The 24,496-nt window shown below is 35.8% G+C and carries 23 protein-coding genes and 2 pseudogenes; 10 read left to right on the forward strand and 15 right to left on the reverse strand.

Annotated features, from left to right (window positions below):
* Positions 1 to 9: 9 nt before the first annotated feature.
* A pseudogene (locus RK02_RS12535) lies at positions 10 to 357 on the forward strand (DUF2200 domain-containing protein); the annotation flags it as partial.
* Positions 337 to 762, forward strand: a complete 426-nt coding sequence (locus RK02_RS12540) for a DUF1905 domain-containing protein (RefSeq protein ID WP_342662312.1) — start codon at positions 337 to 339, stop codon at positions 760 to 762. The pseudogene RK02_RS12535 and the gene RK02_RS12540, both read left to right, overlap by 21 nt.
* 62 nt (positions 763 to 824) lie before the next feature.
* Here the strand turns inward: RK02_RS12540 and RK02_RS10725 are convergent, their stop codons facing one another.
* From RK02_RS10725 to tnpA, 4 genes are all read right to left on the reverse strand, one after another.
* Positions 825 to 1,583, reverse strand: a complete 759-nt coding sequence (locus RK02_RS10725) for a tRNA 2-thiocytidine biosynthesis TtcA family protein (protein ID WP_016184262.1) — start codon at positions 1,581 to 1,583, stop codon at positions 825 to 827.
* Positions 1,584 to 1,725: 142 nt separating this feature from the next.
* Positions 1,726 to 1,980: a hypothetical protein gene (locus tag RK02_RS10730; RefSeq protein ID WP_018451681.1), complete on the reverse strand. Its 255-nt coding sequence runs from the start codon at positions 1,978 to 1,980 to the stop codon at positions 1,726 to 1,728.
* A 206-nt stretch (positions 1,981 to 2,186) separates the two neighbouring features.
* Positions 2,187 to 3,329, reverse strand: a complete 1,143-nt coding sequence (gene tnpB, locus RK02_RS10735; protein WP_016184263.1) for an IS200/IS605 family element RNA-guided endonuclease TnpB — start codon at positions 3,327 to 3,329, stop codon at positions 2,187 to 2,189.
* 16 nt (positions 3,330 to 3,345) lie between these two features.
* A complete protein-coding gene (gene tnpA, locus RK02_RS10740; RefSeq protein ID WP_016182587.1) occupies positions 3,346 to 3,750 on the reverse strand; it encodes an IS200/IS605 family transposase in 405 nt (134 codons plus the stop codon).
* Positions 3,751 to 3,978: 228 nt separating this feature from the next.
* On the opposite strand from tnpA, the gene RK02_RS10745 reads away from it, so the two are divergent.
* The gene (locus RK02_RS10745) at positions 3,979 to 4,194 is read left to right on the forward strand and encodes a hypothetical protein (protein WP_016184264.1); all 216 of its coding nucleotides are present in this window, start codon (positions 3,979 to 3,981) and stop codon (positions 4,192 to 4,194) included.
* Between the two features lie 713 nt (positions 4,195 to 4,907).
* Positions 4,908 to 5,504, forward strand: a complete 597-nt coding sequence (locus RK02_RS10750; RefSeq protein ID WP_016184266.1) for a TetR/AcrR family transcriptional regulator — start codon at positions 4,908 to 4,910, stop codon at positions 5,502 to 5,504.
* Positions 5,505 to 5,685: 181 nt separating this feature from the next.
* Here the strand turns inward: RK02_RS10750 and RK02_RS10755 are convergent, their stop codons facing one another.
* From RK02_RS10755 to RK02_RS10800, 10 genes and pseudogenes are all read right to left on the reverse strand, one after another.
* The gene (locus tag RK02_RS10755; protein WP_016184267.1) at positions 5,686 to 6,306 is read right to left on the reverse strand and encodes a YczE/YyaS/YitT family protein; all 621 of its coding nucleotides are present in this window, start codon (positions 6,304 to 6,306) and stop codon (positions 5,686 to 5,688) included.
* 170 nt (positions 6,307 to 6,476) lie between these two features.
* Positions 6,477 to 7,469 carry an adenosine deaminase gene (add, locus tag RK02_RS10760; protein WP_016184268.1) on the reverse strand — a complete coding sequence of 331 codons (993 nt, stop codon included), beginning with the start codon at positions 7,467 to 7,469 and terminating at the stop codon, positions 6,477 to 6,479.
* A gap of 71 nt (positions 7,470 to 7,540) precedes the next feature.
* Positions 7,541 to 8,248 (reverse strand): Crp/Fnr family transcriptional regulator, encoded by a 708-nt coding sequence (locus RK02_RS10765; protein ID WP_016184269.1) that lies wholly within the window; start codon positions 8,246 to 8,248, stop codon positions 7,541 to 7,543.
* A 122-nt stretch (positions 8,249 to 8,370) separates the two neighbouring features.
* The gene (gene nagB / locus RK02_RS10770) at positions 8,371 to 9,078 is read right to left on the reverse strand and encodes a glucosamine-6-phosphate deaminase (RefSeq protein WP_016184270.1); all 708 of its coding nucleotides are present in this window, start codon (positions 9,076 to 9,078) and stop codon (positions 8,371 to 8,373) included.
* Positions 9,079 to 9,208: 130 nt separating this feature from the next.
* Entirely contained in the window at positions 9,209 to 10,357 is a 1,149-nt protein-coding gene (locus RK02_RS10775; protein ID WP_016184271.1) for a mannitol-1-phosphate 5-dehydrogenase, read from the reverse strand.
* A gap of 1 nt (position 10,358) precedes the next feature.
* Positions 10,359 to 10,796 (reverse strand): PTS mannitol transporter subunit IIA, encoded by a 438-nt coding sequence (locus RK02_RS10780; RefSeq protein ID WP_016184272.1) that lies wholly within the window; start codon positions 10,794 to 10,796, stop codon positions 10,359 to 10,361.
* Positions 10,797 to 10,849: 53 nt separating this feature from the next.
* On the reverse strand, positions 10,850 to 12,925 hold the full coding sequence (locus tag RK02_RS10785; RefSeq protein ID WP_016184273.1) for a BglG family transcription antiterminator: 2,076 nt from the start codon (positions 12,923 to 12,925) through the stop codon (positions 10,850 to 10,852).
* A 164-nt stretch (positions 12,926 to 13,089) separates the two neighbouring features.
* A pseudogene (locus RK02_RS10790) lies at positions 13,090 to 14,517 on the reverse strand (PTS mannitol transporter subunit IIBC); the annotation flags it as partial.
* A gap of 303 nt (positions 14,518 to 14,820) precedes the next feature.
* Positions 14,821 to 15,387 carry a chromate transporter gene (locus tag RK02_RS10795; RefSeq protein ID WP_016184275.1) on the reverse strand — a complete coding sequence of 189 codons (567 nt, stop codon included), beginning with the start codon at positions 15,385 to 15,387 and terminating at the stop codon, positions 14,821 to 14,823.
* The gene (locus tag RK02_RS10800; RefSeq protein WP_016184276.1) at positions 15,384 to 15,944 is read right to left on the reverse strand and encodes a chromate transporter; all 561 of its coding nucleotides are present in this window, start codon (positions 15,942 to 15,944) and stop codon (positions 15,384 to 15,386) included. The genes RK02_RS10795 and RK02_RS10800 overlap by 4 nt, the downstream gene beginning before the upstream one ends.
* 681 nt (positions 15,945 to 16,625) lie before the next feature.
* Between RK02_RS10800 and RK02_RS10805 the strand changes: the two genes are divergently transcribed.
* From RK02_RS10805 to RK02_RS10815, 3 genes are all read left to right on the forward strand, one after another.
* A complete protein-coding gene (locus tag RK02_RS10805) occupies positions 16,626 to 17,348 on the forward strand; it encodes a GntR family transcriptional regulator (protein WP_016184277.1) in 723 nt (240 codons plus the stop codon).
* A gap of 51 nt (positions 17,349 to 17,399) precedes the next feature.
* Positions 17,400 to 18,347 carry an alpha/beta hydrolase gene (locus RK02_RS10810; protein WP_345917005.1) on the forward strand — a complete coding sequence of 316 codons (948 nt, stop codon included), beginning with the start codon at positions 17,400 to 17,402 and terminating at the stop codon, positions 18,345 to 18,347.
* A 443-nt stretch (positions 18,348 to 18,790) separates the two neighbouring features.
* Positions 18,791 to 19,681 carry a hypothetical protein gene (locus RK02_RS10815; protein ID WP_016184279.1) on the forward strand — a complete coding sequence of 297 codons (891 nt, stop codon included), beginning with the start codon at positions 18,791 to 18,793 and terminating at the stop codon, positions 19,679 to 19,681.
* Between the two features lie 112 nt (positions 19,682 to 19,793).
* Here the strand turns inward: RK02_RS10815 and RK02_RS10820 are convergent, their stop codons facing one another.
* Positions 19,794 to 20,696 carry a prenyltransferase gene (locus RK02_RS10820; protein ID WP_016184280.1) on the reverse strand — a complete coding sequence of 301 codons (903 nt, stop codon included), beginning with the start codon at positions 20,694 to 20,696 and terminating at the stop codon, positions 19,794 to 19,796.
* Positions 20,697 to 20,793: 97 nt separating this feature from the next.
* Here RK02_RS10820 and RK02_RS10825 point away from each other — a divergent pair, with 97 nt between their 5' ends.
* The 3 genes from RK02_RS10825 to bsh all read left to right on the forward strand — a co-directional run bounded on the left by RK02_RS10825 (position 20,794) and on the right by bsh (position 24,454).
* A complete protein-coding gene (locus RK02_RS10825; protein WP_016184281.1) occupies positions 20,794 to 21,768 on the forward strand; it encodes a polyprenyl synthetase family protein in 975 nt (324 codons plus the stop codon).
* A gap of 382 nt (positions 21,769 to 22,150) precedes the next feature.
* Positions 22,151 to 23,449 (forward strand): conjugated bile salt MFS transporter, encoded by a 1,299-nt coding sequence (locus RK02_RS10830; protein ID WP_016184282.1) that lies wholly within the window; start codon positions 22,151 to 22,153, stop codon positions 23,447 to 23,449.
* Positions 23,450 to 23,476: 27 nt separating this feature from the next.
* Positions 23,477 to 24,454 carry a choloylglycine hydrolase gene (gene bsh / locus RK02_RS10835; protein WP_016184283.1) on the forward strand — a complete coding sequence of 326 codons (978 nt, stop codon included), beginning with the start codon at positions 23,477 to 23,479 and terminating at the stop codon, positions 24,452 to 24,454.
* The last annotated feature ends 42 nt before the right edge of the window (positions 24,455 to 24,496 follow it).

Consider the following 24,496-nt stretch of genomic DNA (forward strand, 5'->3'; position numbering starts at 1 on the left):
AGTTTATAAATGAAAAATGAACGCGTATTTAATATGAGTGTTAGCAGTGTTTATCCTTTATTGGTCAAAAAAGCCGAGCGTAAAGGACGTACCAAAGAAGAAGTAGATACCATTATCACTTGGTTAACTGGCTATACATTAGAACAACTTTCTACTCAACTAACTAATGAGGTCTCTTATCGCGAATTCTTCGCACAAGCTCCGCAAATCAACCCCAATGTGCACCTGATTACAGGGGTGATTTGTGGTTATCGGGTAGAAGAAATTGAAGATCCTTTAATGCAAAAAATTCGTTATTTAGATAAGTTAGTCGATGAACTAGCCAAGGGAAAGCAAATGGAAAAGATTTTACGTCAGCCGAAAACAACAGACAAAAAATCAACCTCTCCCTTGCAGCCGATCGACTTGCCTAAGCAAGTGTTACAAACCTTAGCTGATAATCAATGGTCATCAACCGATTACCCTGATTTTACGTCCAATCAAGAATGCTATCAATTTCAAGCTAGCATTCAGGCTGCACAAATCGGTCGTGGCGGCGCTTATGTAATAGTTCCTTGTGATATCAAGGCGACTTTTGGCAAGGGTCGCTTGAAAGTAAAGGCCTATTTTGAACAGGTTGCTTATTCCGGAAGTATTGTCAATATGGGACTGAAATACACAGACGGATCTATTTGTTATTTATTAGGCATGACCAAAGCCATTAGACAGCAATTGGCTAAAAATATTGGCGATAGTGTCACCGTCACTTTCCAATTAGTGTAAAATCAACAAAAGCTACTAAAGAGGATTAATCAGCCAATTTAGTAGCTTTTTTGTCTTTGAAGTTATTGTTCTTGAATCAGTTTTTCACGCCAAAAATGATCGGCTTGACCGCCTTCCATTCCCTTGAGGAACTTTTGGCGAATCTCTGGATATTGACTACTTAGCTGCGTAATTAATTGTTTCATTTCCTCACGTTTAGTCTTCTTATCAGCCGGACAGGGATTAAAGATTACTGGCAGCTTTTCGCGCTGAACAAAGTGCTTAATCGCCATCTCTTCAACATATAACAATGGTCGAATAATCGAAATATCACTACGACTAAGATAAGTCATCGGTTCAAAGCTTCTAAACTCACCATGAAATAACCAATTCATCATAAATGTTTCAATTGCATCATCTAAATGATGTCCCAAAGCCACCTTACTACAACCACGCTCTTTGGCTGTTTGGTACAAAATCCCTCGCCGTAAATTTGCACATAAAGAGCAAGGATTTTTTTCTTGACGAATATCAAAAACAATTTTCGCTATATCAGTCGGAACTACATCTAACGTATAGCCAAGCTCCTTACAAAAATCCTTTAAAGGGGTTAGATCCATCTCCATACCCATGTCTAAAATCATTGGATGAATCGTAAAATCAAAGCCTAACCGTCCCTGCTGACGAATCGTTTCTAATAAATAAAGCAAGGTGGTGCTATCCTTGCCTCCTGAAAGGCCAATCGCAATAGTTTCACCTGGTTGAATCATCCCATAATTTAAAATCGCCTTACGTATTGGATTATAATAGCGCTGATTATCTTTTTTGTGCATGATTGCCATTTTCTTTCCTCATTTCTTACTCGTTAACTATTTCACTATCTATTATAACTAGATTTTTTAACAAAAAAAGACTGTAGGTAAATTTTACCTACAGAAAACACAATAATGGATACTTTTACTCGACATCATCTTAAAAATACAGCTAGCGAAGATCTCTTTTTCTAAAACCCAGCCAACCGATAAGGATAAAGCTCAAACCAAGTAAACCAACTAATAAGCTTGGTAGCCAACGAATTGCATGTAAGGGATAGTTCGCTAAAAAATGAAACGCACTCGTTTTTACCAACCATTTAGGTAAATGCAATAACGATTGAAAATAGGCTAAAACAAAGCTATAACCTAGATAACCATAAACGACTCCACTCAGCTGTGGCAGCCAACCAAAACAAAGGCTCATCGCACCTATAAAGAATAGCATGAGCGGTAATTGGTGAAAAGTGGCGAGTGAACTACTCTCCACTTAGCTAAACCTAACGGTTCTTAACGCTTGAAGTGGGAGCTTCTTGGGAATAGAGCGTACTTGATAGCTTATTTCTTCACTAACAGCGGTTTCTCTTATTTACCAAGCTATCCCCGTAGTTCCTACGGTTTTTTTGATTGTGCCTAAGCTGAAGTTTGTATTCTTAGACCTTCAATCAATATATTGATACTAGCGTTGATATCACGGTCATGATGAGTATGACAAATAGGGCAAGTCCATTCTCGAATATCGAGCGATTTCTTGCCATCTTTATGTCCGCACTCTGAACAAATCTGACTAGACGGAAACCACTGATCCACTTTGATGATTTCACGTCCATACCAGTCCGCTTTGTATTGCAACTTAGCCACAAAGCTAGACCAAGATACATCAGAAATACTTCTTGCTAATTTATGATTACGCAACATACCTTTTACGTTTAAGTCTTCAATACAGATAATATCGTGATTTTTGATAATTTCTGTACTCAGTTTATTCAGAAAATCAGTACGTTGATTTTTTACTTTTTCGTAGAGACGTGCCACTTTTTGTCTTTGTTTCTGATAGTTTCGAGCCTCATAGAGTTTAACACCTCGTTTTTTAGCTAATAATGCACGCCTAGACAGTTTACGTTGTTCACGTTTAAGCTTTTTCTCCATTTTTGAAGTGAATTTATTATTATCAATTTTTTGTCCATCTGAAAGAATCGCAAAGTCTGTAATACCTAAGTCAATACCAATGGCAGAATTGGTTTTAGGTAACTCGCTAATTTCTTCTTTACATAACAAAGAAATATAGTATTTACCGCTAGAATGGCGTGATATTGTAGCAGATTTAATCATCCCTTTTGGTTGTCTATGAAGCTTAATTCTTACTAATGATTTCAATTTAGGAACTTTTATGAATTTACTATCAATCAAAGCAACTGTACCATTTTGATTATTCGTTGTATAACTCTGAACAGGATTTTTCTTACTTTTGAAACGTGGAAAGCCAACAGATTTATCCCGAAAAAAATTCTTGTATGCTTTATCTAAATGAAGTTGGGCATTGGCCAAAGCGAGGCTATCGACTTCTTTCAGAAATGGAAATTCTTTCTTATATTTAGCCGGTGTTGGAAAAGTCATTTTTTTAGAAGAATCATTTTTAACTTCTTCATATGCTTTTTTTCGGTCATTAAGCATTAGATTGTAGACCTTACGAACGCAGCCGAAAGTTTTGGCAAAGAAGATTTCTTGTTCCTCTGTTGGATAGATTCTGAATTTGTACGCTTTTAGTCGTTCCACAAAGTTCACCTGCTTTCTATTTATGATTGTTTCCTTGATTTTGGATGTATTTCTTTATCACATCAATTGGTGCTCCACCAGTCGTCAACAGACAAAAACTTTTAGACCAAAACATTTCTTTCCAAAGAAACTGTTTGACTCTCGGAAAATCACGTTTTATCAATCTTGAACTAGCGCTTTTATAGGCGTTGATGAATTTTGTCAATTCTGTTTTAGGATGAGCTTTGAACATAATATGAACGTGGTCTTTATCATGATTCCACTCCACTAAAGTAATGTGATACGATTCTGAAATTCTTTCAAAAGTAGCTTTAGCATAATCAGATATTTCATCATCAATCACTTGTCTACGGTATTTCGTTACTAAAATAAGATGGTAATAAAGAAGAAAGACTGAATGTTTATTTGTATCTAATTCCATTTTATATCAACTTATTTCTAATATATACTGATTATAACATAGAACGAAATAAAAAGACAATGTAATGTATTGTCGGTCTTCGAGTTACCAACAGTAACCCTCATACCGAACGGCATTCATCACCCACCTATAGAGGATGGTCGACTTCTACCTGAATTACGTTAAAATATGTTGAATGCTAGCTGAATAAACTTTTCCTAAAAAAAAGACGCTACGTTTGCTAAAGCGATGGAGGACTATACCAAACAAGCGTATGATTTAATGAAAACTTTATTTCAACAAGGTCGTAAAGAAGGCGCTATCAGTTCCAAATACACGGATGAATTCCTACTGCTTTATTTTCAATGCCTAGTTGAAGGCTTCAGCCAACCACATATCTATCAACAAGCCTTAGCCTATACAAAAGAATGGAGCGAGGTTGTGCTAAAAGGATTTGCTCCTTAGCAAGTACTAAAATGAAAAAAACGAACAGCGAGCTAGATGACTACTTATGCAAAGTGAGATTGGACAGTATTTGATGAACAAGATCTTGAGTAGTGGGGAAAATAATTAACGCGACAACCAAACCGACTGCTAATTCTCGAAAAAATACGAAACATATGACAATAACCAACACTAGAATACAAGCAGTGACGAACAATTCGCGATATTTTGACATGATGATTCACTCCTTATCGGCTATTATAATATATTTTTAATCCTTTTAGCAAAAAAATTTACATAACCAAATTAAAAAAATTAATCCCAAAATTTACAAAGAGCTTTTTCGTTGATCTATCAAGCTTTTTATTGCTTTTTCACTTATAAAAAAACAACGACATAAAAATACAAACTAAAAATAAACACCATAACATATCATGCTAAAGAGGAGGATAAAAACAGCTTGCTCATTGCCCAATCTATAGCCTTAAATTCTTGAATAATTTATTTATTGAAGAGGATAAAAAACTAATTATTTTTTTGTTTTATTTCGCATTCTGATAAGTTGTTATTTGTAAATGATTTCAAGATAATTTATTTTTGTGTTTTTCGATAAAAAATCGGATAATTTCAAGTATTTTCTTTTTTTTAAAATAACTTCACTTTGCATCTTTTCTCTTTACAAGTTTATTGTTTTTGGGGTAAAATAAATAAAAAGAGTTTGAGAGGTGAATGTAATGCGTCGTAAAGTTTATACAAAAGATCAAATCTTGAAAGCTGCACATGAAGTTGTTTTAGAAAGTGGTTTTGAAAAATTTACCGCACGTAATGTTGCAAAAAAAATGGGCATTTCCACACAACCCATCTATTTAGAATTTAAAAATATGGAAGATTTAAAACGTACCTTGTTGCAAAAGATCGAAACTGACATGCATCGTAAGTTTATGAGCCAGCCTATTACTGGAGATGTAATCGTCGATGCACCCGTACATTATATTGAATTCGCCATGAAAAAACCGAAGCTATTCAAAGCATTGTATGTCGATCCTAAAGGTGGCGGACCGATTATGTATGAATATTCCGTAAAATTCTACAAGGAATTATCTAAACAAAGTCGTCGCTTTAACGGTATCTCAGACGAAACCTTTAATTTATTACATTTGGAAGCTTGGATTGTCGTTAATGGTTTAATTACGATGTTACTTGCCGGTATCATCAGCCTATCCCATGAAGAATTAATTGACCTCGTTCAAAAATTAATCGACGATATTTCGCAAGGCAAAAAATTCCAATTTGATGTAAAAGTCGATCCTAAAATTAGTGAAAATATTTAATGAATGCCAAATAGACCAATAGCTACTTTCTCATTAGAGGGTAGCTATTTTTATGTTTTTAGCTCATTCTTCCCGATTGAGTAAACCGAAATTTTTCTAGGTCTAAACAAGTAGCTAAATATAAAAAAAACGAGGTAAAATGTTTTACCTCGCAAAGACTTATCTATTTAAACATTAGAAACTACGCAACTTTTCCTTCTTTTAACGCTAAACGTTCAAAGAAATTTAACACTTGTTCCATGAAAAAGCCAGTGGTCAATACGCACAAAATCGTCCCTACCCCAAAGTTTTGGCTGCCTAATAGTAAACCTAAAATAACCATTCCCGCATCCAAGCCAATTCGGATATATCTTAATGGAAAACGAGTCGCTTTGACCAACATCATCGTTAAGCATTCAATAGCCGCTGAGCCTAGCTGAGCAGAAACATAAATGCCCACACCTAGACCATAAACAACAATGCCTACAATCGCAGCCAGCCAATGATGATTAGCAATAAATTCGTTAGCTAAAATATAGGGACTTAAAAAATTCACCGTTAAGCCCACACCAAAAGCATTAGCAAAGCTACCTAGGCCCACTTGCTTACGATCAAATATCAAAGCAAAGGCTAAAACAATCAAATTAAAGGTCAAGCTTAAATACCCAAACTGCCACGGAACAAAATTCATCCATCCAAATAATGCAACACTCAACGTATCAACACCTAACGTACTAGCAATCATTAAAGTAATTCCTAGTGCAACTAACAACGTACCTACCACTACTTTTAGTATTTGATGGCCTTCAATTCTTCTTTTCATGCGTACGCCTCGCTTTTCTGCCATTTTATAGTTTTTTTGACTATAAATAGTATACAAAATTGCTAGCTAGCTAAAAAGGTCAAGTGTCCTTTTCTCATCTATTTTTTAAACCTTAATTTTAACGTCAAAAACCAGCATCTAAAAATTAGCTGCTGGCTTTTCTTCAAGGATTAATGATAGGCTTGCTCTATTAAGTCTTTTACAGCCTTTTTAGTCGCTTCATCAGCAAAAGAAGCATTGATAGCATCTACGTTTAACCGTTTCATCTGCGCTAAGGTTAGCTGAAAATGCGTGACTAATAGTTGATATTCTTTGGTTAAAGTTGTATTAGAAACTGTCCGATTATCTGTGTTAATTGCCATTTTTAACTCTTGGGCTAGAAAATAAGGAAAAGGATAATGTTCGATACAATCAATCGCATTCGTTTGTAAATTGCTCGTTGGACATAACTCAAGCAATACATTCTTCGCCTTACATAATTCAATCGCTGCTAAATCGTCTTTAATCGCCACCCCATGACCAATACGAGTTGCCCCAAGCTGAACTGCTTCCACTACATGATGTGCACAACCACATTCACCTGCATGTAAGGTGATTTGTAGCTGATGAGCTTTAGCCGCTTGAACAACCGCTTTTCGATGGCCTAAAGCATCGCGTTCATCACCTGCATAATCAAAGCCTACAATCTGCGCTTGCTGTAAAGCAGCAATTTCTTGAATCATTTGTAAATTCCGTTCATTCTCATGATGACGCAAAGCGCAAACTAACAGATTGGCCCTCACCTCATATTGTTCCTGTGCTAAGCGAATCCCTTTGAGCACGGCTGTCATCACCTGCGCTAAGCTCAAGCCTGCTCGTGTATGGAGTAATGGCGCAAAACGAATCTCGATATAACGGACATTCTCCTTAGCCACCTGCTCAATTAAATCAAAAGCAGCTAAAGTTAGATTTTCTTCACTTTGCAGTAAGGGTAAAACTGCATCAAAGCTATCTAAATACGCCTGTAAATTAGCACATTTCTTCGGTGCCTGTGCCTTTTGCAAATTTTCAAGTGGATAGCCATCCTTTATTGCTAATTTTTTTAAAGTAGCCATACTAACGGAACCATCCAAATGACAGTGCAACTCAACTTTTGGTAATGCTTGAATTAATTCTGCGTTCATCCTTGATTGATCCTCCCAAGATAGATATTATGCGAATTATAGCAAATCTAGCTCAAAAATCAAGGGAAAGATTAAAACTCAATTTTTAACAGCATTTGTTTATATTGATGTGGAGATAAGAAAATTTTTTTCTTATCTGTAGAAACCTCATCTGCTAATCGTAATTTTTGAATCACTCGTCCTACGGTGCGGACACTAATACCAAGTTGTTTAGCAATTTCTTGATAAGAAGCGGCAACAACTAATTCACTTTCTTTCGTCGTCGCCAGTAAGTGACTTTTTTGCTCGTAATAAGTAACCAAATAAAAACGAACACGATCAATAGCTTTGGCATAGTAAAATAACCCATCATTGCCTGAGCGTGTATATAAATCTTGGGCTAACCAAGCCATACATTTACGCATCAAATCCACATCTGTTTGCAACGCACGATAAACTGCAGCTGCAGGTAAACGTAAGACTTCCAAGGGTGTCTTAGCAATCACGGTGGCAATCGCATGCTCCTTTTGGGCGATAACTTCTAAAAGACCTACAACTCCTTTATTTTCATCTAATTGAAAATAGCTATATTCATTTCCATCCGCATATTCTCTTAAGCCAACCGCCTCACCAGATAAGACGAAATAGACATCACTAGGAAAATCTCCTCTAGAAACCACCGTCTGCTTCGGCTGAAAACTTAACTTTGTTCCTTGTTTAAGTAATTCAGGGGGCAAATCATGCACATTGAAATGTCCAGTTAGTTGATATTGTTGCCACAAAGAGAGTAGTTCATCCATATCCTTCATCTCCATTACGACTCATTTGTTATTAGTATATCATTAAAAAAAAGCGTTTTACAATAATTGCAACAAAAAAGCATCAATCAATGACTGGTCCGATTGATTAATGCTTTTGTCATTTATTTATTTAATAAGCTAGCCGCTTTTTGATCAACAATTACGGTAACATTCGGATGCTTTTGTAAAATACTAGCCGGTAAGCTTTCTGTTACTTCACCTTCTAGCATAGCTTGAATGGCTTGGGCCTTCTTTTCGCCAAAGGCTAATAAGACAATTTCTTTACTTTGCATAATTGAAGCAATCCCCATCGATAAGGCATGAGTTGGCACTTCTTCTTTGCTTGTGAAATAGCGTTGATTGGCTGCGATGGTTGAAGGGGTTAAAGCAACCACATGAGTCGTTTGGTCAAATGGCGTTCCTGGCTCATTAAAACCGATATGGCCATTTTCCCCAATCCCTAAAATTTGAAAATCAATTGGATTAGCTTGAATAATCGCATCATAGCGTGCGCATTCAGCAGTTAGATCACTTGCTAAACCATTAGGTACATAAGTTTCTTTAAATGGTTTATGGTCAAATAAATGTTGATTCATATAGTAGCGATAGCTTTGCTCATTTTCTCCACTAAGCCCAACATATTCATCTAAATTAATTGAAATACAATCAGAAAAATCCAAATCACTCTGAATCATTACTTGATACAAGGTTTCTGGGGTACCGCCAGTCGCCAATCCATAGGTCTTTTTGCCAGCTAAAAAAGCTTGCTTTAACAATTCAAAAGCTTGTTGGCCACCTTCAACTGCATTTTGTACTTGGATAATTTTCATACGATCCCCTCCTAATTGGTATACACCAATTCTAACACAAGCCTCATAATTTGTCTAGACCAATTTAACGTTCAAAAAAGAAGGCGAGGAACACTCCTCGCCTCAAAAAGAATTATGGAAAAGTAAGGAACTACTCGGCAGCATCTTCATAACTAGCAACAATTGCTTGTACTAGTGTTTCATCAGTTAATTGAGTCACTTCTTTGACCACTTCTTCAACTGGTTTTTCTTTTAATAATCCTTGCAATTCAACACTTTGCTGATCTTGGTCATCTTTATAATTAAAGATTAAGCCCACAACGCGCAATAGATTTTCATAGCTTAAATTGCGCGCATATAATTCGCGAATTGGACGAATAAAACGTTCATCATAGCCTAATTTACGAATCGGTGTACGGGCCACCCGATTAATCCCATCAGAAATATATGGATTTTGGAAACGTGCCACAATTTTTTTGGCATAAGCGGCATGGACTTCTGGATCAAATTGCCATTTGTTAATCAAAAGGCTACCCGTTTCTTTTAACACATTTTGTAGAGTGCTTAATACCTTTTCATCAGCAATCGCTTCATCAATCGTTTGATACCCTAAGGCCGCTCCGGTATAGGCTACAGCAGCATGTCCAGTGTTGACTGAGAATAATTTACGTTCAATATATGGTTCTAAATCTTCCACATATTCCACATCGCTTAAAACTAATTCAGGGTTTTTCATTTGAGTACGGTCAATCACCCATTCACTAAATGGTTCTACTGAAACAAATAATGGATCTTCATGATGTTGAATTGGCACGATTCGGTCAACCGCTGCATTAGGGAAACCGACATATTGTTCAACATAAGCTAAATCCTCTGCTGATAAAAATGCACGTACCTTTTCAAATAAGAACTGGCTACCACCAATCATATTTTCACAAGCAACCACGTCTAGCGCTTCGGTACTACCATTTTCACGTCGTTTTTGGATTCCCTTAGCAATTAACTCAGCAATAAATGGTAAAATGTTTGGTCCAATTGCTGTTGTTACAATTTGGCTTGTTGCAATAGAGTCAATGACTTGTTCTGGATTTTTTTGATTATTGATTCCCGTCACATTTTCTACTACAATCTGACGTTTCGCTTCTTCAGCTAGTTCAATGGTATAGGTTTTTCTTTCAATCAAGGCATCGATAATGGTTTCGTTAATATCAACAAAATCAATCGCAAAACCATTTTTTGCTAAAATTTCTCCAATAAAGCCTCGACCAATATTTCCTGCTCCAAAATGAGTTGCTTTCATGCTACTCTGCCTCCTCTAATAAACGAATGATTTCTTCTTTCGTTTTTGCATCTGCTAATTTTACAACATTTTCAACTTCTGAACAGAAGATAGCAATTTTTTGTAATAAATCTAAATGTTCATTTTCAATACCTGCAATTCCAAATAAAACCATTGCTAGATTTTCTGAATCAGGCTCGCCAAATTGCACTCCTTGCGGCACTTGAATCACACAAATCCCTGTTTTCTTCACATATTTTTTAGCTTCATCTGTACCATGAGGAATGGCAATGAAATTACCCATGTAAGTTGAAACTAAATTGTTGCGTTCAATCATCGCTTCGATATAATCTTCATCAACACAGCCATTGTCAACTAACAAACGACCACATGCACGAATTGCCTCTTCTTTGTTCGCATAGCTTTGGTTTAATAACACCATATTTTCTGTAAGTTCCATATTTCTTTTCCTCCTAATATTAGAAACCCTTTTTTAATTAAAGGGTGATTCACTTATTTTTTCCTTACTTCATTGACAAATAATGTACTTAATAGCTCATAAATTTTTTCTTTTGAGCCGGTCATATAGATTTCAGTATTCAAATCGCTCTCAATGATTGAGCTACTGATTTTCCCTAATAATGCTTTTTGACTTTCTGGCATTGGCTCTGGCGCTAACATCAATAAAATACGCTGTAAGCTTATTCCTTTACGATCCATACTTGGAATGCTAAAGGTTTGATCTAGCTCATAAATCGCAAACAGCGGCTCTTTTACTTCCTCATCAGCACAGTGGAACAAGGCCATATTGGTTTGTGGTATGCCAATCGGTGCAATCAAATAGCGATCAATCACTCGTTGTGTCACCTCAGCGGCATCATTAACGATTGTCCCAGTTAGTTCAGTGATAATTTGCGCTAAAGTTGCTTCAATCGTTGCTTGTGATTGTACCTTCTTTAAATCAAAGCTACTTAATAGCTGATTAGCCACACGCATCGTTTCATAAACCTCTTGAAACGAAAGCTCGGTTATTTGCCGTGACTCCATATTTATCGGGGTCACTTCAGTCATAGTGACTGTTTGCGCAGGCTTTAATTGATAAAGCTGACTGCGAATTTCACTAATTTCATCTTCTAATAACAACGGTGAAATAACCTTATAAGGTAAGGTAAAGCCGGGTAGAAAAATTGTGGCTAAAATCAAATCATAATCTTTATAATTGATTTGACTCATCTGAGAAATTTTTCCTATTTGGACCTTTTTAAATTCCGGTAGATATTTACGAATCCGGCTTTCTAAAATTCGCGCCGTCCCTATCCCGCTAGAACAGATGACCAAAACGGATAAATCCTTACTAATTGGATATCTTTCTAGCGAAGTAGCAAAGTGTATCACGATATAACCAATTTCATCAAAAGAAAAACGATACTGACTAAACACATTTTTTAATTGTGCTTCAACAGCCTTAGTAATCCATTGATATTTCTCCGTCACCTTCATCAGTAACGGATTGGGCGCTACATTTAAGGTATTGGCTACCCGTTTAATCGCTGCACTCATATGGGCCATTAAATCATTGAATAATTGCTCATCTTTACGAAAATCATAACCACTGTCTTGCGATACAAAACGGATAAATTCTTTTATTTTATAAGATAATTCCACATCATAAGCATCCAAAAAGATATTTTGTGGCTGCTTGTAATTAATTCCTTCTAGCTGATAGGCAAATAAGTTCACCTCTTGGCTAGGAATGCTACACTGCAAATGCTGGGCGACCTTAACCATCAATTGATTGGCTAACTGGATACTATCTGTTCTGGGACTTTGCCCTTCTGTTAGGTTCAACCAGTGATTACTCCGCATCCGATCAATCGAAAGAGCTAATAAAATCAAGACTCGTTGCAATTGATTATCCGTAGCATTTTTTAAAATATTTTGTGGTAGCTGGTAAAAGCTTTTTTTGGCTAAATAAAGACTATCGGCTGATAACAGATCTAAGAAAAAATGCTGACTCGGTCGATTTAAAGTATGCTCCTCTAATGTGTCTAAATAATGATAAAAATCATATTCACTGACCCCATTAAAAATCAGATTCCCTAAGATCTGTCGTTTGGCTTTTTCTTGACCATCAATTTTAATTCCTCGTCCCTTTAAGCGTAATAAGCTTAATTGATAATCCTGTAAACTAAGCTCAATGGTCTGTAAATCAGAAACAATCGTCCCAATACTTACCCGAAAATCAATCGCCAAAGATTCAATGGTAACCTCTTCATCTTGTAGCAGTAAAGAACAGACAATCGCACTTTGCCGCTTAACATTATCGGCAAAAATTTCTTCTTGCTTTTGCGACAGCTGCTGTCTGAGTTTATCTAGATTGTCACTTTCGCCAACAATTCGATAGCCAGCTCCTCTTGGTTTGATGATTTGAATATCCAAAGTCTGAATGGTTTTTTCAATACTTGCAATTTCTCGATATAACGTCCGTCGACTAATCTGTAATTGCGACTGCAACTCATCCAAAGTAATCCCATTTGGGTACTCAAGCATCAATGACAAGATCGTCTTCTCTCTACCAGAAAAATACATTTTAGCCACCCCTTTCATTATTTATTATATAAGAAGTGTTGTCATATCCTCAACAAAACAGCTAAATGCATGACTGGAAAATAGGCATTCCCTATTTTCCAGTACATTTAGCTTTTTTACATTGTCAAACGAATATTTAAAATGAGTAGTTTAAGTTATTTCTTTTCAGCTTGTAAGCGAGTAACGATTTCATCATAACTTGGAGAATTCATAAAGTTTTCAACAGTTACGAAAATTGCGCTTGGTGCTTTTTGACTTGCACGTTCCTTCAATTCTACTTGTGTAACGATTAAAGCTTTAGGATCGTCTTTTAAGTTATTGATAGCTGAATTGCTTACTGGTACATCTAAACCAGCTTTTTTCACTTTGTTACGTAATACAGAAGCACCCATTGCACTTGAACCCATACCAGCGTCACAAGCAAAGATAATTTTATCTACGGTTGCAAATGATGCAGGTGCACTTGTTGCAGCAGGTGTTGTAGTAGATGTTGCTTGACCTTTACTTTCAGCTTTAGCAGCTTTTACAGCAGCTTGGCTAGCTTCAAAATCTTCGTCATCGCTCTTATCAGCTTTCAAGATAACCATTGAAACTAAGAATGAAACAACTGTTGCTACAGTGATACCAGCAAGAACTGGTAGATGTCCACCTTTAGGCGCCATTGCTAAGATAGCAAAGATTGAACCAGGTGAAGCAGCAGCTTTCAAACCAGCACCTAATAATTGGAAAGTGAATGTACCAGATACACCACCAGCAATTACAGATAAGAATAATAATGGTTTCATCATTACATATGGGAAGTAAATTTCATGAATACCTCCTAAGAATTGAATGATGATTGCACCAGGAGCTGAAGATTTAGCAGAACCTTTACCAAAAATCATGAAGGCTAATAATACCCCTAAACCAGGACCAGGGTTTGTTTCTAATAAGAATAGAATAGATTTACCAGTTTGTAATGATTGCTCAGTACCAAGTGGTGTTAAAATACCGTGGTTAATTGCATTGTTTAAGAATAAAATTTTTGCAGGATCAATAAAGATATTTGCTAATGGTAATAAATGTGCATTGATAATTGCTTCTACACCACTAGCCATTGCATTGGTTAATGATTGTACAACTGGTCCAATTCCTAGATAACCAATAATTGAAAGTACAAAACCAATTAAACCAGCAGAGAAGTTATTGACTAACATCTCAAAACCAGCAGGTACTTTATCTTGGAAAGCTTGGTCAAATTTCTTGATACACCAACCACCTAAAGGACCCATTACCATTGCCCCAATAAACATTGGTACAGATGAACCTACTAATACCCCCATAGTAGAAATCGCACCAACAACTGCCCCACGCTGACCATGAACCATGTGTCCACCAGTATAACCGATTAATAATGGCAATAAATAAGTAATCATTGGTGACACAAGTGTGGATAAGTTTTTGTTTGGTAACCAACCTGTATCAATAAATAGTGCCGTAATTACCCCCCAAGCAATGAAGGCACCGATATTTGGCATTACCATACCAGATAGGTAGCTACCAAAACGTTGTACTTTTGCTTTAAACCCAGTACTTTGAACATTTGTTTCCATTTCTGTTTCCTCCCAAATTTATTTATGTAATTGTTTACATTACGATAATAAACCCTAAAACAAACGCTTTCAATAATTTCTACATACACCTTTGGCACAAAGAAATGTGCCAAAGTTTGTGAAGTGTCACTTTGTAATTAATTGAACGAAAAGAAGATCACAGAACAATTAGCCAATGAAGGCTTGAGATAAAAAGGATTACTTACTCTAAATATCAGAAGATAGCGGCAAAGCTCTGTCTTTCATTTCTATATAACGAAAAAATATTCACAAAGTTTTTAAGCTAAAAAACAAGGTTCAAATTTAATGAAAAAGGAAGAATTGCAAGAGGACATTTATCATCCCAACTACAAACATCACTAGAATTGGTCGTTTTTGATACTTGAACAAATAAAAAAGGCTAGCCATAAATAGTAGGATAAAGCTAACAAATGTAATCTTGCCATCAAAGGTTGCGACTTTTACACTAAAAGCGCTTTGCAAGATACTCCAGCCGGCAACAGCAATCAAAGCAATCACCGCTGGCCGCAAAGTCGCTAACACTATTTTCATGGTCTGCAAGGATCGATACTTCATATAGAATAAGGAAAGCAAAGTAACAATGATACAAGAAGGCAGAACACTACCAAAAGTAGCAATCACTGCTCCCACTTCACCATTAACCTTTACACCAACAAAGGTAGCGGCATTGATAGCAATCGGACCAGGCGTTAACTGTGAAATGGTAATCAGATGATTAAACTCGCCTTCTGTAAGCCAATGATGGGTACTGACAACCTCTGCATGAATAAAAGGTAACGCTGCGTATCCTCCCCCAAAACTAAATAAACCAACTTTAATAAAACTATAAAATAATTGCCAATTAATCATTCAGAAGCCTCCTTTTTCGCTAACAGCGCCCGAATAAGCCCGAACATTAAACAAATGAGAATAATCGTTACTGCGTTTATCGAAAAAATCAGATTCGCCAGGATTGCGCCGATAAAAATAAATAGCTCAAAATATTTTTTATCTTTAATATAAGGATAGACCATATTGATGACCACTTGAACAATCAGAGCAGCCACTCCTAATTGCATGCCGGCTAATAGCCAACGAATCCAGAGAATTTGAATAAAAGTCTCATAGACATAGGCTAAAATCGAAATAATCATTAGTGGTGGAAAAATGGTCGCTAAAACGGTCGTTAGAATCCCCTTAAAGCCAGCAAGCTTATAGCCGACTGCAATTGCACCGTTGATAGCAATTGCTCCTGGTGCTGATTGGGCAATGGCGACAAAATCCAGCATCTCCTCTTCTGTTAACCAATGATATTCTTTAACAAATCTTTGCTGCATTAAAGAAATAATCACATAGCCGCCTCCAAAGGTTAAGGCACTTAAATAAAAAGTTGCCCAAAATAAACGTGAAAGGGATATTTTTTGCATCTGTCTGTTCCTTTCTTTATGAAAAATTGTTGAAAAATGCTAAAAATGCTCTTTAAGCATAGCATAAATTATAAAATAGCCAAAAATTATCTGTTTTTTTTCAAAATATTTTTAAGATAATTCAAGCAATAGATGTTTTCTGTTTATTTTGGTTATTTCATTTTCGAAAAAGAAAATAAAAACTATTAAACAAATTGCTAAAAAACTTTTATATATAGGTTTTATCAAAAATAAAATAAAAATTCTAATCAGTTTCCTCTTATGAATAAAACGCTTTAACAAAATATGCTATTTCCAGAAAAAAAACTCATGTAAAGATAGTATCTTTACATAATTAGCATTATTCCTATTGCTTATCCAAGGGAAATTTTATTTATTGCATTTATTTTTTTATCTAAAAAAACAATTTTAAAATTAGAATTATTCAAAAAAGCTAATCTTCAAGCGTTCCCTAACTATAAAATAACTAAAACCCGAAACGTCGATTTAGAATTTCATTACACTTAAAATAACTCGCTTAAAATTAAATTGCATTAGTTATGAATCTAAAATCCTTATCATATCAGTATATGTCAATTGATTTTTTAATAAAAAAATGTATAATTAAAGATGTGGAAGGGATATTCAAATAATTAAAAAGAGAAAATTTCAGAACAAAATTTCTAGAGAGGACGTGCCGACATGGTGAAGACAAGTGGCTATCGTAAAATTGCCAATGATATTATGAATAAAATTCAACGTGGAACTTTTCGGCCAGGTGAAAAATTACCTAAACAAACTGAGCTGGCTGATTTTTATGAAACTAGTCGGGTGACTGTCCAAAAAGCTTTGAATGTCCTAACTTTAGAAGGTTATATTGCTTCCAAAAAAGGTGTCGGGACTTTCGTGAAAAATCAAGCGGATGAAAACTCACTTTATGAATCTGATGCCACTGAACCAATTGGTCTTTCACAAAAAGCCAATGGACGACAAGCGGTAACGAGCAAGGTAGTTTCTTTTCATGTGAGAACACCTGAAGATGAGGAATGTGAAAAATTAGCAATTCGACCAGTAGATAATGTTTACGACATCATTCGAGTGAGATATCTAGACAATCAACCCTTTAGAATTGAGTATACCGTCATTCCAGTAGGTGCCTTGCCAGAGCTAAATACCGCTGTCTTAGAAAATTCACTTTATCAATATGTTGAAAAAGCAACTGGTCAGGCTGTAGGCTCAGCTATCCGTAAAATTAAAGCAGATATGTCTGATCGTTATGATCAAAAGTATTTAGATTGCCAATTATTTGATCCAGTTTTAGAAATCGAACAAGTAGTAACCTTTGCGGATGGTCGACCATTTGAATTATCCGAAATTCGTTATCGCTATGACAAAGGTTGTTTCATCGCCATTCATTCAGTATAATAGATTTCAGGTGAAAACGCGTCTAATCAACAGTTTCACCTGTTTTTTTTTTTGCAAAAAGGAGATGATTCTATCAAAAAGAAACTACTTTACCTAGTAAGCATCCTTTGTTTGCTAGTTGTTTGTGGCTTATTTTGGGCCGGCAATTATTTTTATAATTACGCAGTCGTTCCTTCTGATAAAAGCTTTCTTCACCACTCAACTAAATTAAGTAAGCTGGAACAAAGTAACCAACTTTGGTTTACTCAGCAAACCAAGAAAAACTGGTATCTAACTAGTCAAGATCAGCTAAAATTACATGCAATCTATCTACCCGCGCAAGATATTCATAGCCCTAATTATGTCATTATTGCACACGGCTATATGAGTCAAGCTAAAAATATGTATGATTATGCGAAAATGTATCACGATTTAGGTTATCACGTTTTGATGCCCGATGCACGTGGTCATGGAAAAAGCCAAGGAAACTATATTGGCTTTGGCTGGCCTGAACGCAAGGATTATCTGCAGTGGATTCAAAAAATTATAAAAAATAATCCACAATCTCATATCGTTTTGCATGGGGTAAGTATGGGCGCTGCCACCGTTATGATGACCAGTGGGGAACATTTGCCTAAAAATGTCCGCGCCATTATAGAGGATTGTGGTTATAGCAAGGTGACAGATGAATTAGCTTATCAATTAAAACAACTATTTCACTTACCTGCCTTTCCTCTAGTTCCCATAACTAGTCTGATCACTCAATGGAAAGCAGGCTATTCATTTGAACAAGCCGATGCACTAAAACAATTAGCCAAAAATCAAACCCCTATGCTATTTATTCATGGGAAAAGAGATACCTTCGTTCCGTTTAAGATGTTAAATGAGGTATATCAAGCTACCTCTGCTCCTAAAGAAAAATACATTGTCCCAAAGGCAACCCATGCTAGTGCGTACAAAACCAATCCAGCAGCTTATCAACAAAGGGTGCAACAATTTTTAGCAAAATACAATTCCTAATTACTCTTCATTTTTTTCAACTTTTCCACCTTCTCCGACTTTGCACTCAGCAAAGTCGGATTTTTTTGTCATTTTGAGTCTTTTTTTTGTTTTTTTTCATCATTAAGTAACCTAGTAAAAAAAGTTTATTTTTCCAAACTTTGTAAACATCATATGTAAAACTTATTCCTTGATATGATAATATCGTTATTAAAAAAGGATAACATTATCAAAACATAAAAAAGAATATTTTTATTCTAAAAAAACCTAAAAATCATTGGTATATCAACGTTCTAACAAGCATTATATAAATGCGAAATACTTGAATATCCATTTTTTTTAACGATAATAATTAATGTATTTAGCTTAGTATGTAAACCACCCCCTATAATAATAGGTTTACATACTAGAGCTATTTGTAAACATACTATGGGAAAATAATTGAACATTTAGAGGTGACTAAGATGAACAACAAAACGAAAAAATGGATTTTAGCAAGTGGTCTATGCTTTAGCGTGGCAATTGGCTTACAATTCTTCTTTGGATTGCCACAAAACACCAAGCAAATTGCAGCGGATAATCATATCGTTGCTTTAAGTGAAAAGACTACAAATTCAAAACAAACAAAAGAAGTCGCTACTTCTTCAACTGAACAAACAACTACGAAAGAAAAGGCAGCAACTGCTCAAAAAGCGTTAGAACATACATTAGCTGAAGTATTCGAACAATCAAATGAAAAGGTAGCAGCAGTACAAAAAGCTGCAACCAAAGTCCAAACCCAAAAACAACAAGCGCAAGCCAAACAACAAGCAACACCGATCAACACAGCAACAACTAATGTTGCCCATACCGGTCAAACCCAAGCTGTTGAAGAGGTCAATGGCGAACAAATGATTTCATCAACTACTGCACAAAATGTTGCCAATACACAGGTGACTACTACACCAGTGGCTAATCAACAAACTCCTGCTCAACAAGTAGCAGCTAGTCAAGAAAGCCAACCGGATAACAGTGGGTTTAACTTTAATGGTCATCATTATCCACTTGCTTGGTTTTCAGGCTCAGGCTATGTACCAGCAGATGGCAATATCTATCGTTGGCAAGAATTACCTAATCATTACTTAATCGAACGTGCTGGTAGCGCAGGGGCAACGATTCGTGAATTAGGTGTCGGCTCTAAGGTTGTAATTGATGGCCAGACTTATACCGTCTTTAAAGTCTTATCACATGTTCAAAATGATGAAAATGCTTGGAATATTTTAACTTCACAAGGTGCAACAGTTACTTGGCAAAGCTGTGATGCCACTTATGGCGCTAACGGCTTAGCTACCTTAACACTTTGGTTTGCCGCATAAAAAGTGACTGAACTAAATAGCTTCTAATATAAAAACTGAGAGCTCTCACCAACAGACTGATTGGCAAGAGCTCTTTTCTTCTTTAAAATGACTTTTGAATGAATCGATATTTTTATAAAAATAATCCCAATGCATAAAAACAAACATAGACCAACGAACCGACAGCCAAAATTTTGACCGCACAAATAAATGTCTCACGTTTGACTTGCTTTTGGCAAAATCGTTTGGTCTGCGGATAAACGACAAATAAACTAAATAAAGCACCCAATGTTGTAACTGGTGCTAAATGTAACACAACGGAAGTAAGTATCGCCAAATAAGCAAGAATGTTTAGCCCAACAAATACATGTAAGCTTTGCTTTTTACCTAGATAATGAACAATCGTATAGCGATTATTCTTTTCATCCTCTTCTAAATCACAAATATTATTAGCTAGCATCAGATTGGCTATCCATAGCGTATTTGGTAATGAAATTAGAAAAATTGCACTAAGCGTTGGCCAATTCCATTCAAATTGTTCATAGGCATTCAAATACACGCAAATCAAACTAATCATAAAGCCCATGGTAAAGCCAGAGAAAAATTCTCCTAACGGCAAGCTAGAGAGCGGCCTTGGACCTGAAGAATAAAAAATACCTACCAAGTAACAATACAACCCCATCACTAATAACGGCCAGCCTACAAAATAGGATAAACCAATGCCCATCAAAGCTGAAACAACAATCAACCCGACCATCAAATTAAAAACTAATTTTAAAGATAGATTTTCGCGACCGATAATATTGGTTTTCTCTTTATAATCATGAACGTCAGTCGCATGGTGATAATCATTGTAGTTATCCAAAATATCCACTGCCATATTAAACAGAAACATCGCGATAAAATAAATGATTACATAGGCTAGATGAATTGTATGATAATGATACCAGCTATAGCAAATACCGATTAAAAAAGGCAATACACTAGCTGTTTTAGCCTTAAATTCGACCAACTCTAAAAAAACTTTTACAGACACATTTTCACTCCATTCATTTTTTTCAGTTCAGTCATTTCCTATTCTCACAATTATAATGTAAAATGTAGCTATAAGAATTAGCTGAAAGGAATACGTCATGACAACATACTGGAACAATTATCCCACGATTCAAAATAAACTCCAAGCTGTTTGCTCATTTTTAGAAGCAGAACTTCGCTTAAATAATCCGACAATTCAAAATACCTTAATTGAACTAGCACAGTCGGGAGGCAAACTATTACGCCCGGCTTTTTGTTTGCTATTTGCTGAGCTTGGCTCTAATCAAAAACAAAGCGACTTAATTAAGGTGGCTGCTTCTTTAGAGATGCTACATATGGCTACCTTGATTCATGATGATATCATCGATGATTCCCCATTAAGACGTGGAAATATCACCATTCAATCCAAGTATGGGAAAGATGTAGCGGTTTATACTGGTGATGTCTTATTTACTAAATTTTTTGAGGTCTTAATTAGCGTAATGAACGGCTCAGAATACTTAGCCTATAATGCGCAAACGATGAAGCGGATTTTATTAGGTGAGTTAAATCAGATGACGATTCGTTTCAAGTTAGATGAAACGATTGATGACTACTTAAGAAGCATCAAAGGCAAAACGGCTGAATTATTTTGGTTAGCCTGTAAAGAAGGGGCCTATTTTGGTGGATGCGATACTAAAACAGTCCGCTTAGCTGGTAGAATCGGTCGTAATATTGGGTTAGCCTTCCAAATTTATGATGATATTTTGGATTACACAGCCGATAGTAGTGAATTGAAAAAGCCGGTATTAGAAGATTTAGGACAAGGAATTTACACCCTTCCTTTATTACTAGCTAAGCAAAAGGCTCCCGAAAAGCTACTTCCCTACTTAAATAAAAAAGCAGCGATTACCCCTGAAGAAATCGCTGAAGTCGCTAAATTAGTCGTCCAATTAGGTGGCGTTACCCAGGCCAAACAAATGGCCCAAGCCTTTACACAAAAGGCATTAAAAGATATCGAAGCTTTGCCAGCCTCGCCTGCTAAGGAAATCATCCAAACACTAACCTTGCAATTATTGCAACGTCACTATTAATCAGTCGTAAAACAGCTTTTGCTGTTTTACGACTGATTATCTTTTTACCAATTTAATCAATGAAACAGTCTCTCAAAAAACAACCTGTTTTTTTCTAATGCTTTCTTTTGACTATTTTTTTTAATTAGTTGTATAATGCTATTGAAATTAAATTTCCTCTTTTAAACTTCTATAAAAATTATTTATCTTTCATCATCTTAGATAAAAACTTTATTCAATCAACTCTATTTTTTCCAATTTGATATTTCATTGATACCTTAAATGATTAAATCATTATCATCATCTTCTTTTTTTAAAAAAAGAAAATATCCACAGAAAGGAGTATTTGTTATTTTTTATTTTAAGGTCAATGTTTTATATATTAAATTTGAGGTGATAATTTATGACAAATGCATCAAAAGGTAGTAAACATTTAATTATTTTTGCTTGTATGTTACTGCAAGCGATCCCTTATGGCATTGCACAAAACATCCCTCCATTATTCATCCACTATTTGGAAAAGGAATATCATTTTAGCGTCGAAAGCGTTGGTTATATCTTTATGATTGGTGCCTTAGCAGCTTCATTGATTTCACCAATGGCCGGCAAAATGTATAGTAAATTTCCAGTAAAACTAATGATGTTAGGCGGTTTGATTTTATCTGCCTGTGGGGTTATGTTAAATGCAATTTCAACCAAATTATGGATGTTTTTAGTAGCTAGTGCCATCACTCAAATGGGAACGGTGACGTTTTCAGGCCTAGGTGTACCATTTTTGATTGCTACATGGTTTGATAAAAAATCTAAAGCTAGCGCGCTAGGGATTGCCTTTGCCGGGGGATCAATCGGCAATTTCTTCTTACAACCGATCGTCACCAATTTATTGAATCATTATGAGTTACATAGAGTTTACTTTATGTGTGCACTTGCTTCCTTAATTGTGGGCGTATTGATTGGTGTCTTCTTAATCCACCCTAACAAACAACCTCTATCAACCACTAAAAATACTACTTCGAATAAACAATCAAGTACTTCTACTACCAATACCCAACCAACAAATGATACTCATCCGGCAAATATTCAATCAGGAATTGGCTATAAACAAACGACCCATCAAAAAAGCTTCTGGGCATTATCTTGCTTTTATTTGATTATTGGCTTAGCGATTTCTGCGTTATCTAGTCAATATGCTAATTTCTTTGCAGCCATTCATATCAACACAACCTTAATTGGTACGATTGGTTCAACATTTGCTATCGCTTGTTTAGTTGGTAATGTTGGCGGCGGCTTTTTATTTTCAAAAATTGGTGTGCGCAATGCTATGTTTTTAGCCTTTATCTTACAACTAGTTACCGTTATTCTTCTGATTGCTAGCATCTTCATCCCGGCAATCAAAATTTTCTCAGCTTTTGCTTGGGCACTGCTCTATGGATTTAATGTTTATTCTTATATGAGTGCACCAGCAGTCATGATGCAAACCTTATTCGGAATGAAAGATACTAGCCAAATTCTTGGAGTATTCAGTATTTTCTTTGCCGTAGGATTTGCGTTAGGTAACATTGTATTTGGCTTCTTTGTCGATACTTTTGGTTTTACTGCAGCCTGGATTAGCATATTATGTTATGTCGTTATCGGTTTTTCAGGATTATTATTCTTTATCACCGATATTCAAAAACATCAATTTGCTGAACAAACTGCTTAAAATATTTGAAAGGAGTGCATGATATTCATGTGTACAGGATTAAAATATGTTAACGGTGATTTTTACTTTGGACGAAATTTGGATTTAGATTATCATTTTGGCGAAGAAATCGTTATTACTCCACGCAACTATGAAATCAACTATAAATTTGTTCCTTCACAAAAATCACATTTTGCTTTCATCGGAGTCGCTATGGTTTTAGACAACTATCCACTTTATGCCGATGCAATTAATGAAAAAGGCTTAGGGATTGCTAATTTAAACTTCCCCGGATTTTCAAAGTATGCAGATAAAACAATCGATGACAAGCTCAATCTTCCTCCTTATGAATTGGTTCCTTGGGTCTTAGCTCAATTTTCAACCGTCAAGGAAACAAAAAATGCCTTACAACAATTAAATATGGTCGACGTCCCCTTTAAACCTAACGTACCAAATACGACCCTACATTGGCTTATTGCAGATAAAGAGGAAGCGATTGTAGTGGAAATTATCAATGGAAAAACTGTAATTTACGATAATCCGGTCGGCGTTTTAACTAATAGTCCTTCTTTTGACTATCATTTGATGAATCTACATAATTATCGTCATCTAAGCAGTAAACAACCTCACAATCATTATTCCCCAGATTGGGATGCAAAGCCCTATGGTGAAGGGTTTGGTGCAATCGGCTTACCTGGTGATTGGTCACCAGCTTCACGATTGGTCAAAGCTACCTTCGTTAAAGAACATTCTACTTGTGATCAAAACGAGGTAGCAAATGTGACACAATTTTTCCACATACTAGACTCTGTCGCTTTTGTTCAAGGTTGTACTACTTCAGATCGAGGTACACACGATATTACAATGTACTCATCCTGTGGAAATGCTAATACCGGTGACTATTATTATAAAACCTATACCAATAATCAAATTTCTCGTGTTTCCATGTCTAAAGTTGATTTAGATACCACCAATTTATTTATCTATCCAATGGAAGATAAACAACAATTCCGTCAAGTCAATTAAGCTGCTCTCCCCTAAGCTTATTTTCACTGTATTCTGATAGAC

The organism is Enterococcus columbae DSM 7374 = ATCC 51263 (assembly GCF_000406925.1).
In the GTDB taxonomy this organism is placed as follows: Bacteria; Bacillota; Bacilli; order Lactobacillales; family Enterococcaceae; genus Enterococcus_E; species Enterococcus_E columbae.

Bases quoted from the DNA above. Each gene is read 5' to 3' on its own strand.
- RK02_RS12540 (WP_342662312.1), top strand. From the start codon at position 337: ATGGAAAAGATTTTACGTCAGCCGAAAACAACAGACAAAAAATCAACC.
- RK02_RS10725 (WP_016184262.1), bottom strand. From the start codon at position 1,583: ATGGCAATCATGCACAAAAAAGATAATCAGCGCTATTATAATCCAATA.
- RK02_RS10730 (WP_018451681.1), bottom strand. From the start codon at position 1,980: ATGAGCCTTTGTTTTGGTTGGCTGCCACAGCTGAGTGGAGTCGTTTAT.
- tnpA (WP_016182587.1), bottom strand. From the start codon at position 3,750: ATGGAATTAGATACAAATAAACATTCAGTCTTTCTTCTTTATTACCAT.
- RK02_RS10745 (WP_016184264.1), top strand. From the start codon at position 3,979: ATGGAGGACTATACCAAACAAGCGTATGATTTAATGAAAACTTTATTT.
- RK02_RS10750 (WP_016184266.1), top strand. From the start codon at position 4,908: ATGCGTCGTAAAGTTTATACAAAAGATCAAATCTTGAAAGCTGCACAT.
- RK02_RS10755 (WP_016184267.1), bottom strand. From the start codon at position 6,306: ATGAAAAGAAGAATTGAAGGCCATCAAATACTAAAAGTAGTGGTAGGT.
- add (WP_016184268.1), bottom strand. From the start codon at position 7,469: ATGAACGCAGAATTAATTCAAGCATTACCAAAAGTTGAGTTGCACTGT.
- RK02_RS10765 (WP_016184269.1), bottom strand. From the start codon at position 8,248: ATGGATGAACTACTCTCTTTGTGGCAACAATATCAACTAACTGGACAT.
- nagB (WP_016184270.1), bottom strand. From the start codon at position 9,078: ATGAAAATTATCCAAGTACAAAATGCAGTTGAAGGTGGCCAACAAGCT.
- RK02_RS10775 (WP_016184271.1), bottom strand. From the start codon at position 10,357: ATGAAAGCAACTCATTTTGGAGCAGGAAATATTGGTCGAGGCTTTATT.
- RK02_RS10780 (WP_016184272.1), bottom strand. From the start codon at position 10,796: ATGGAACTTACAGAAAATATGGTGTTATTAAACCAAAGCTATGCGAAC.
- RK02_RS10785 (WP_016184273.1), bottom strand. From the start codon at position 12,925: ATGTATTTTTCTGGTAGAGAGAAGACGATCTTGTCATTGATGCTTGAG.
- RK02_RS10795 (WP_016184275.1), bottom strand. From the start codon at position 15,387: ATGATTAATTGGCAATTATTTTATAGTTTTATTAAAGTTGGTTTATTT.
- RK02_RS10800 (WP_016184276.1), bottom strand. From the start codon at position 15,944: ATGCAAAAAATATCCCTTTCACGTTTATTTTGGGCAACTTTTTATTTA.
- RK02_RS10805 (WP_016184277.1), top strand. From the start codon at position 16,626: ATGGTGAAGACAAGTGGCTATCGTAAAATTGCCAATGATATTATGAAT.
- RK02_RS10815 (WP_016184279.1), top strand. From the start codon at position 18,791: ATGAACAACAAAACGAAAAAATGGATTTTAGCAAGTGGTCTATGCTTT.
- RK02_RS10825 (WP_016184281.1), top strand. From the start codon at position 20,794: ATGACAACATACTGGAACAATTATCCCACGATTCAAAATAAACTCCAA.
- RK02_RS10830 (WP_016184282.1), top strand. From the start codon at position 22,151: ATGACAAATGCATCAAAAGGTAGTAAACATTTAATTATTTTTGCTTGT.
- bsh (WP_016184283.1), top strand. From the start codon at position 23,477: ATGTGTACAGGATTAAAATATGTTAACGGTGATTTTTACTTTGGACGA.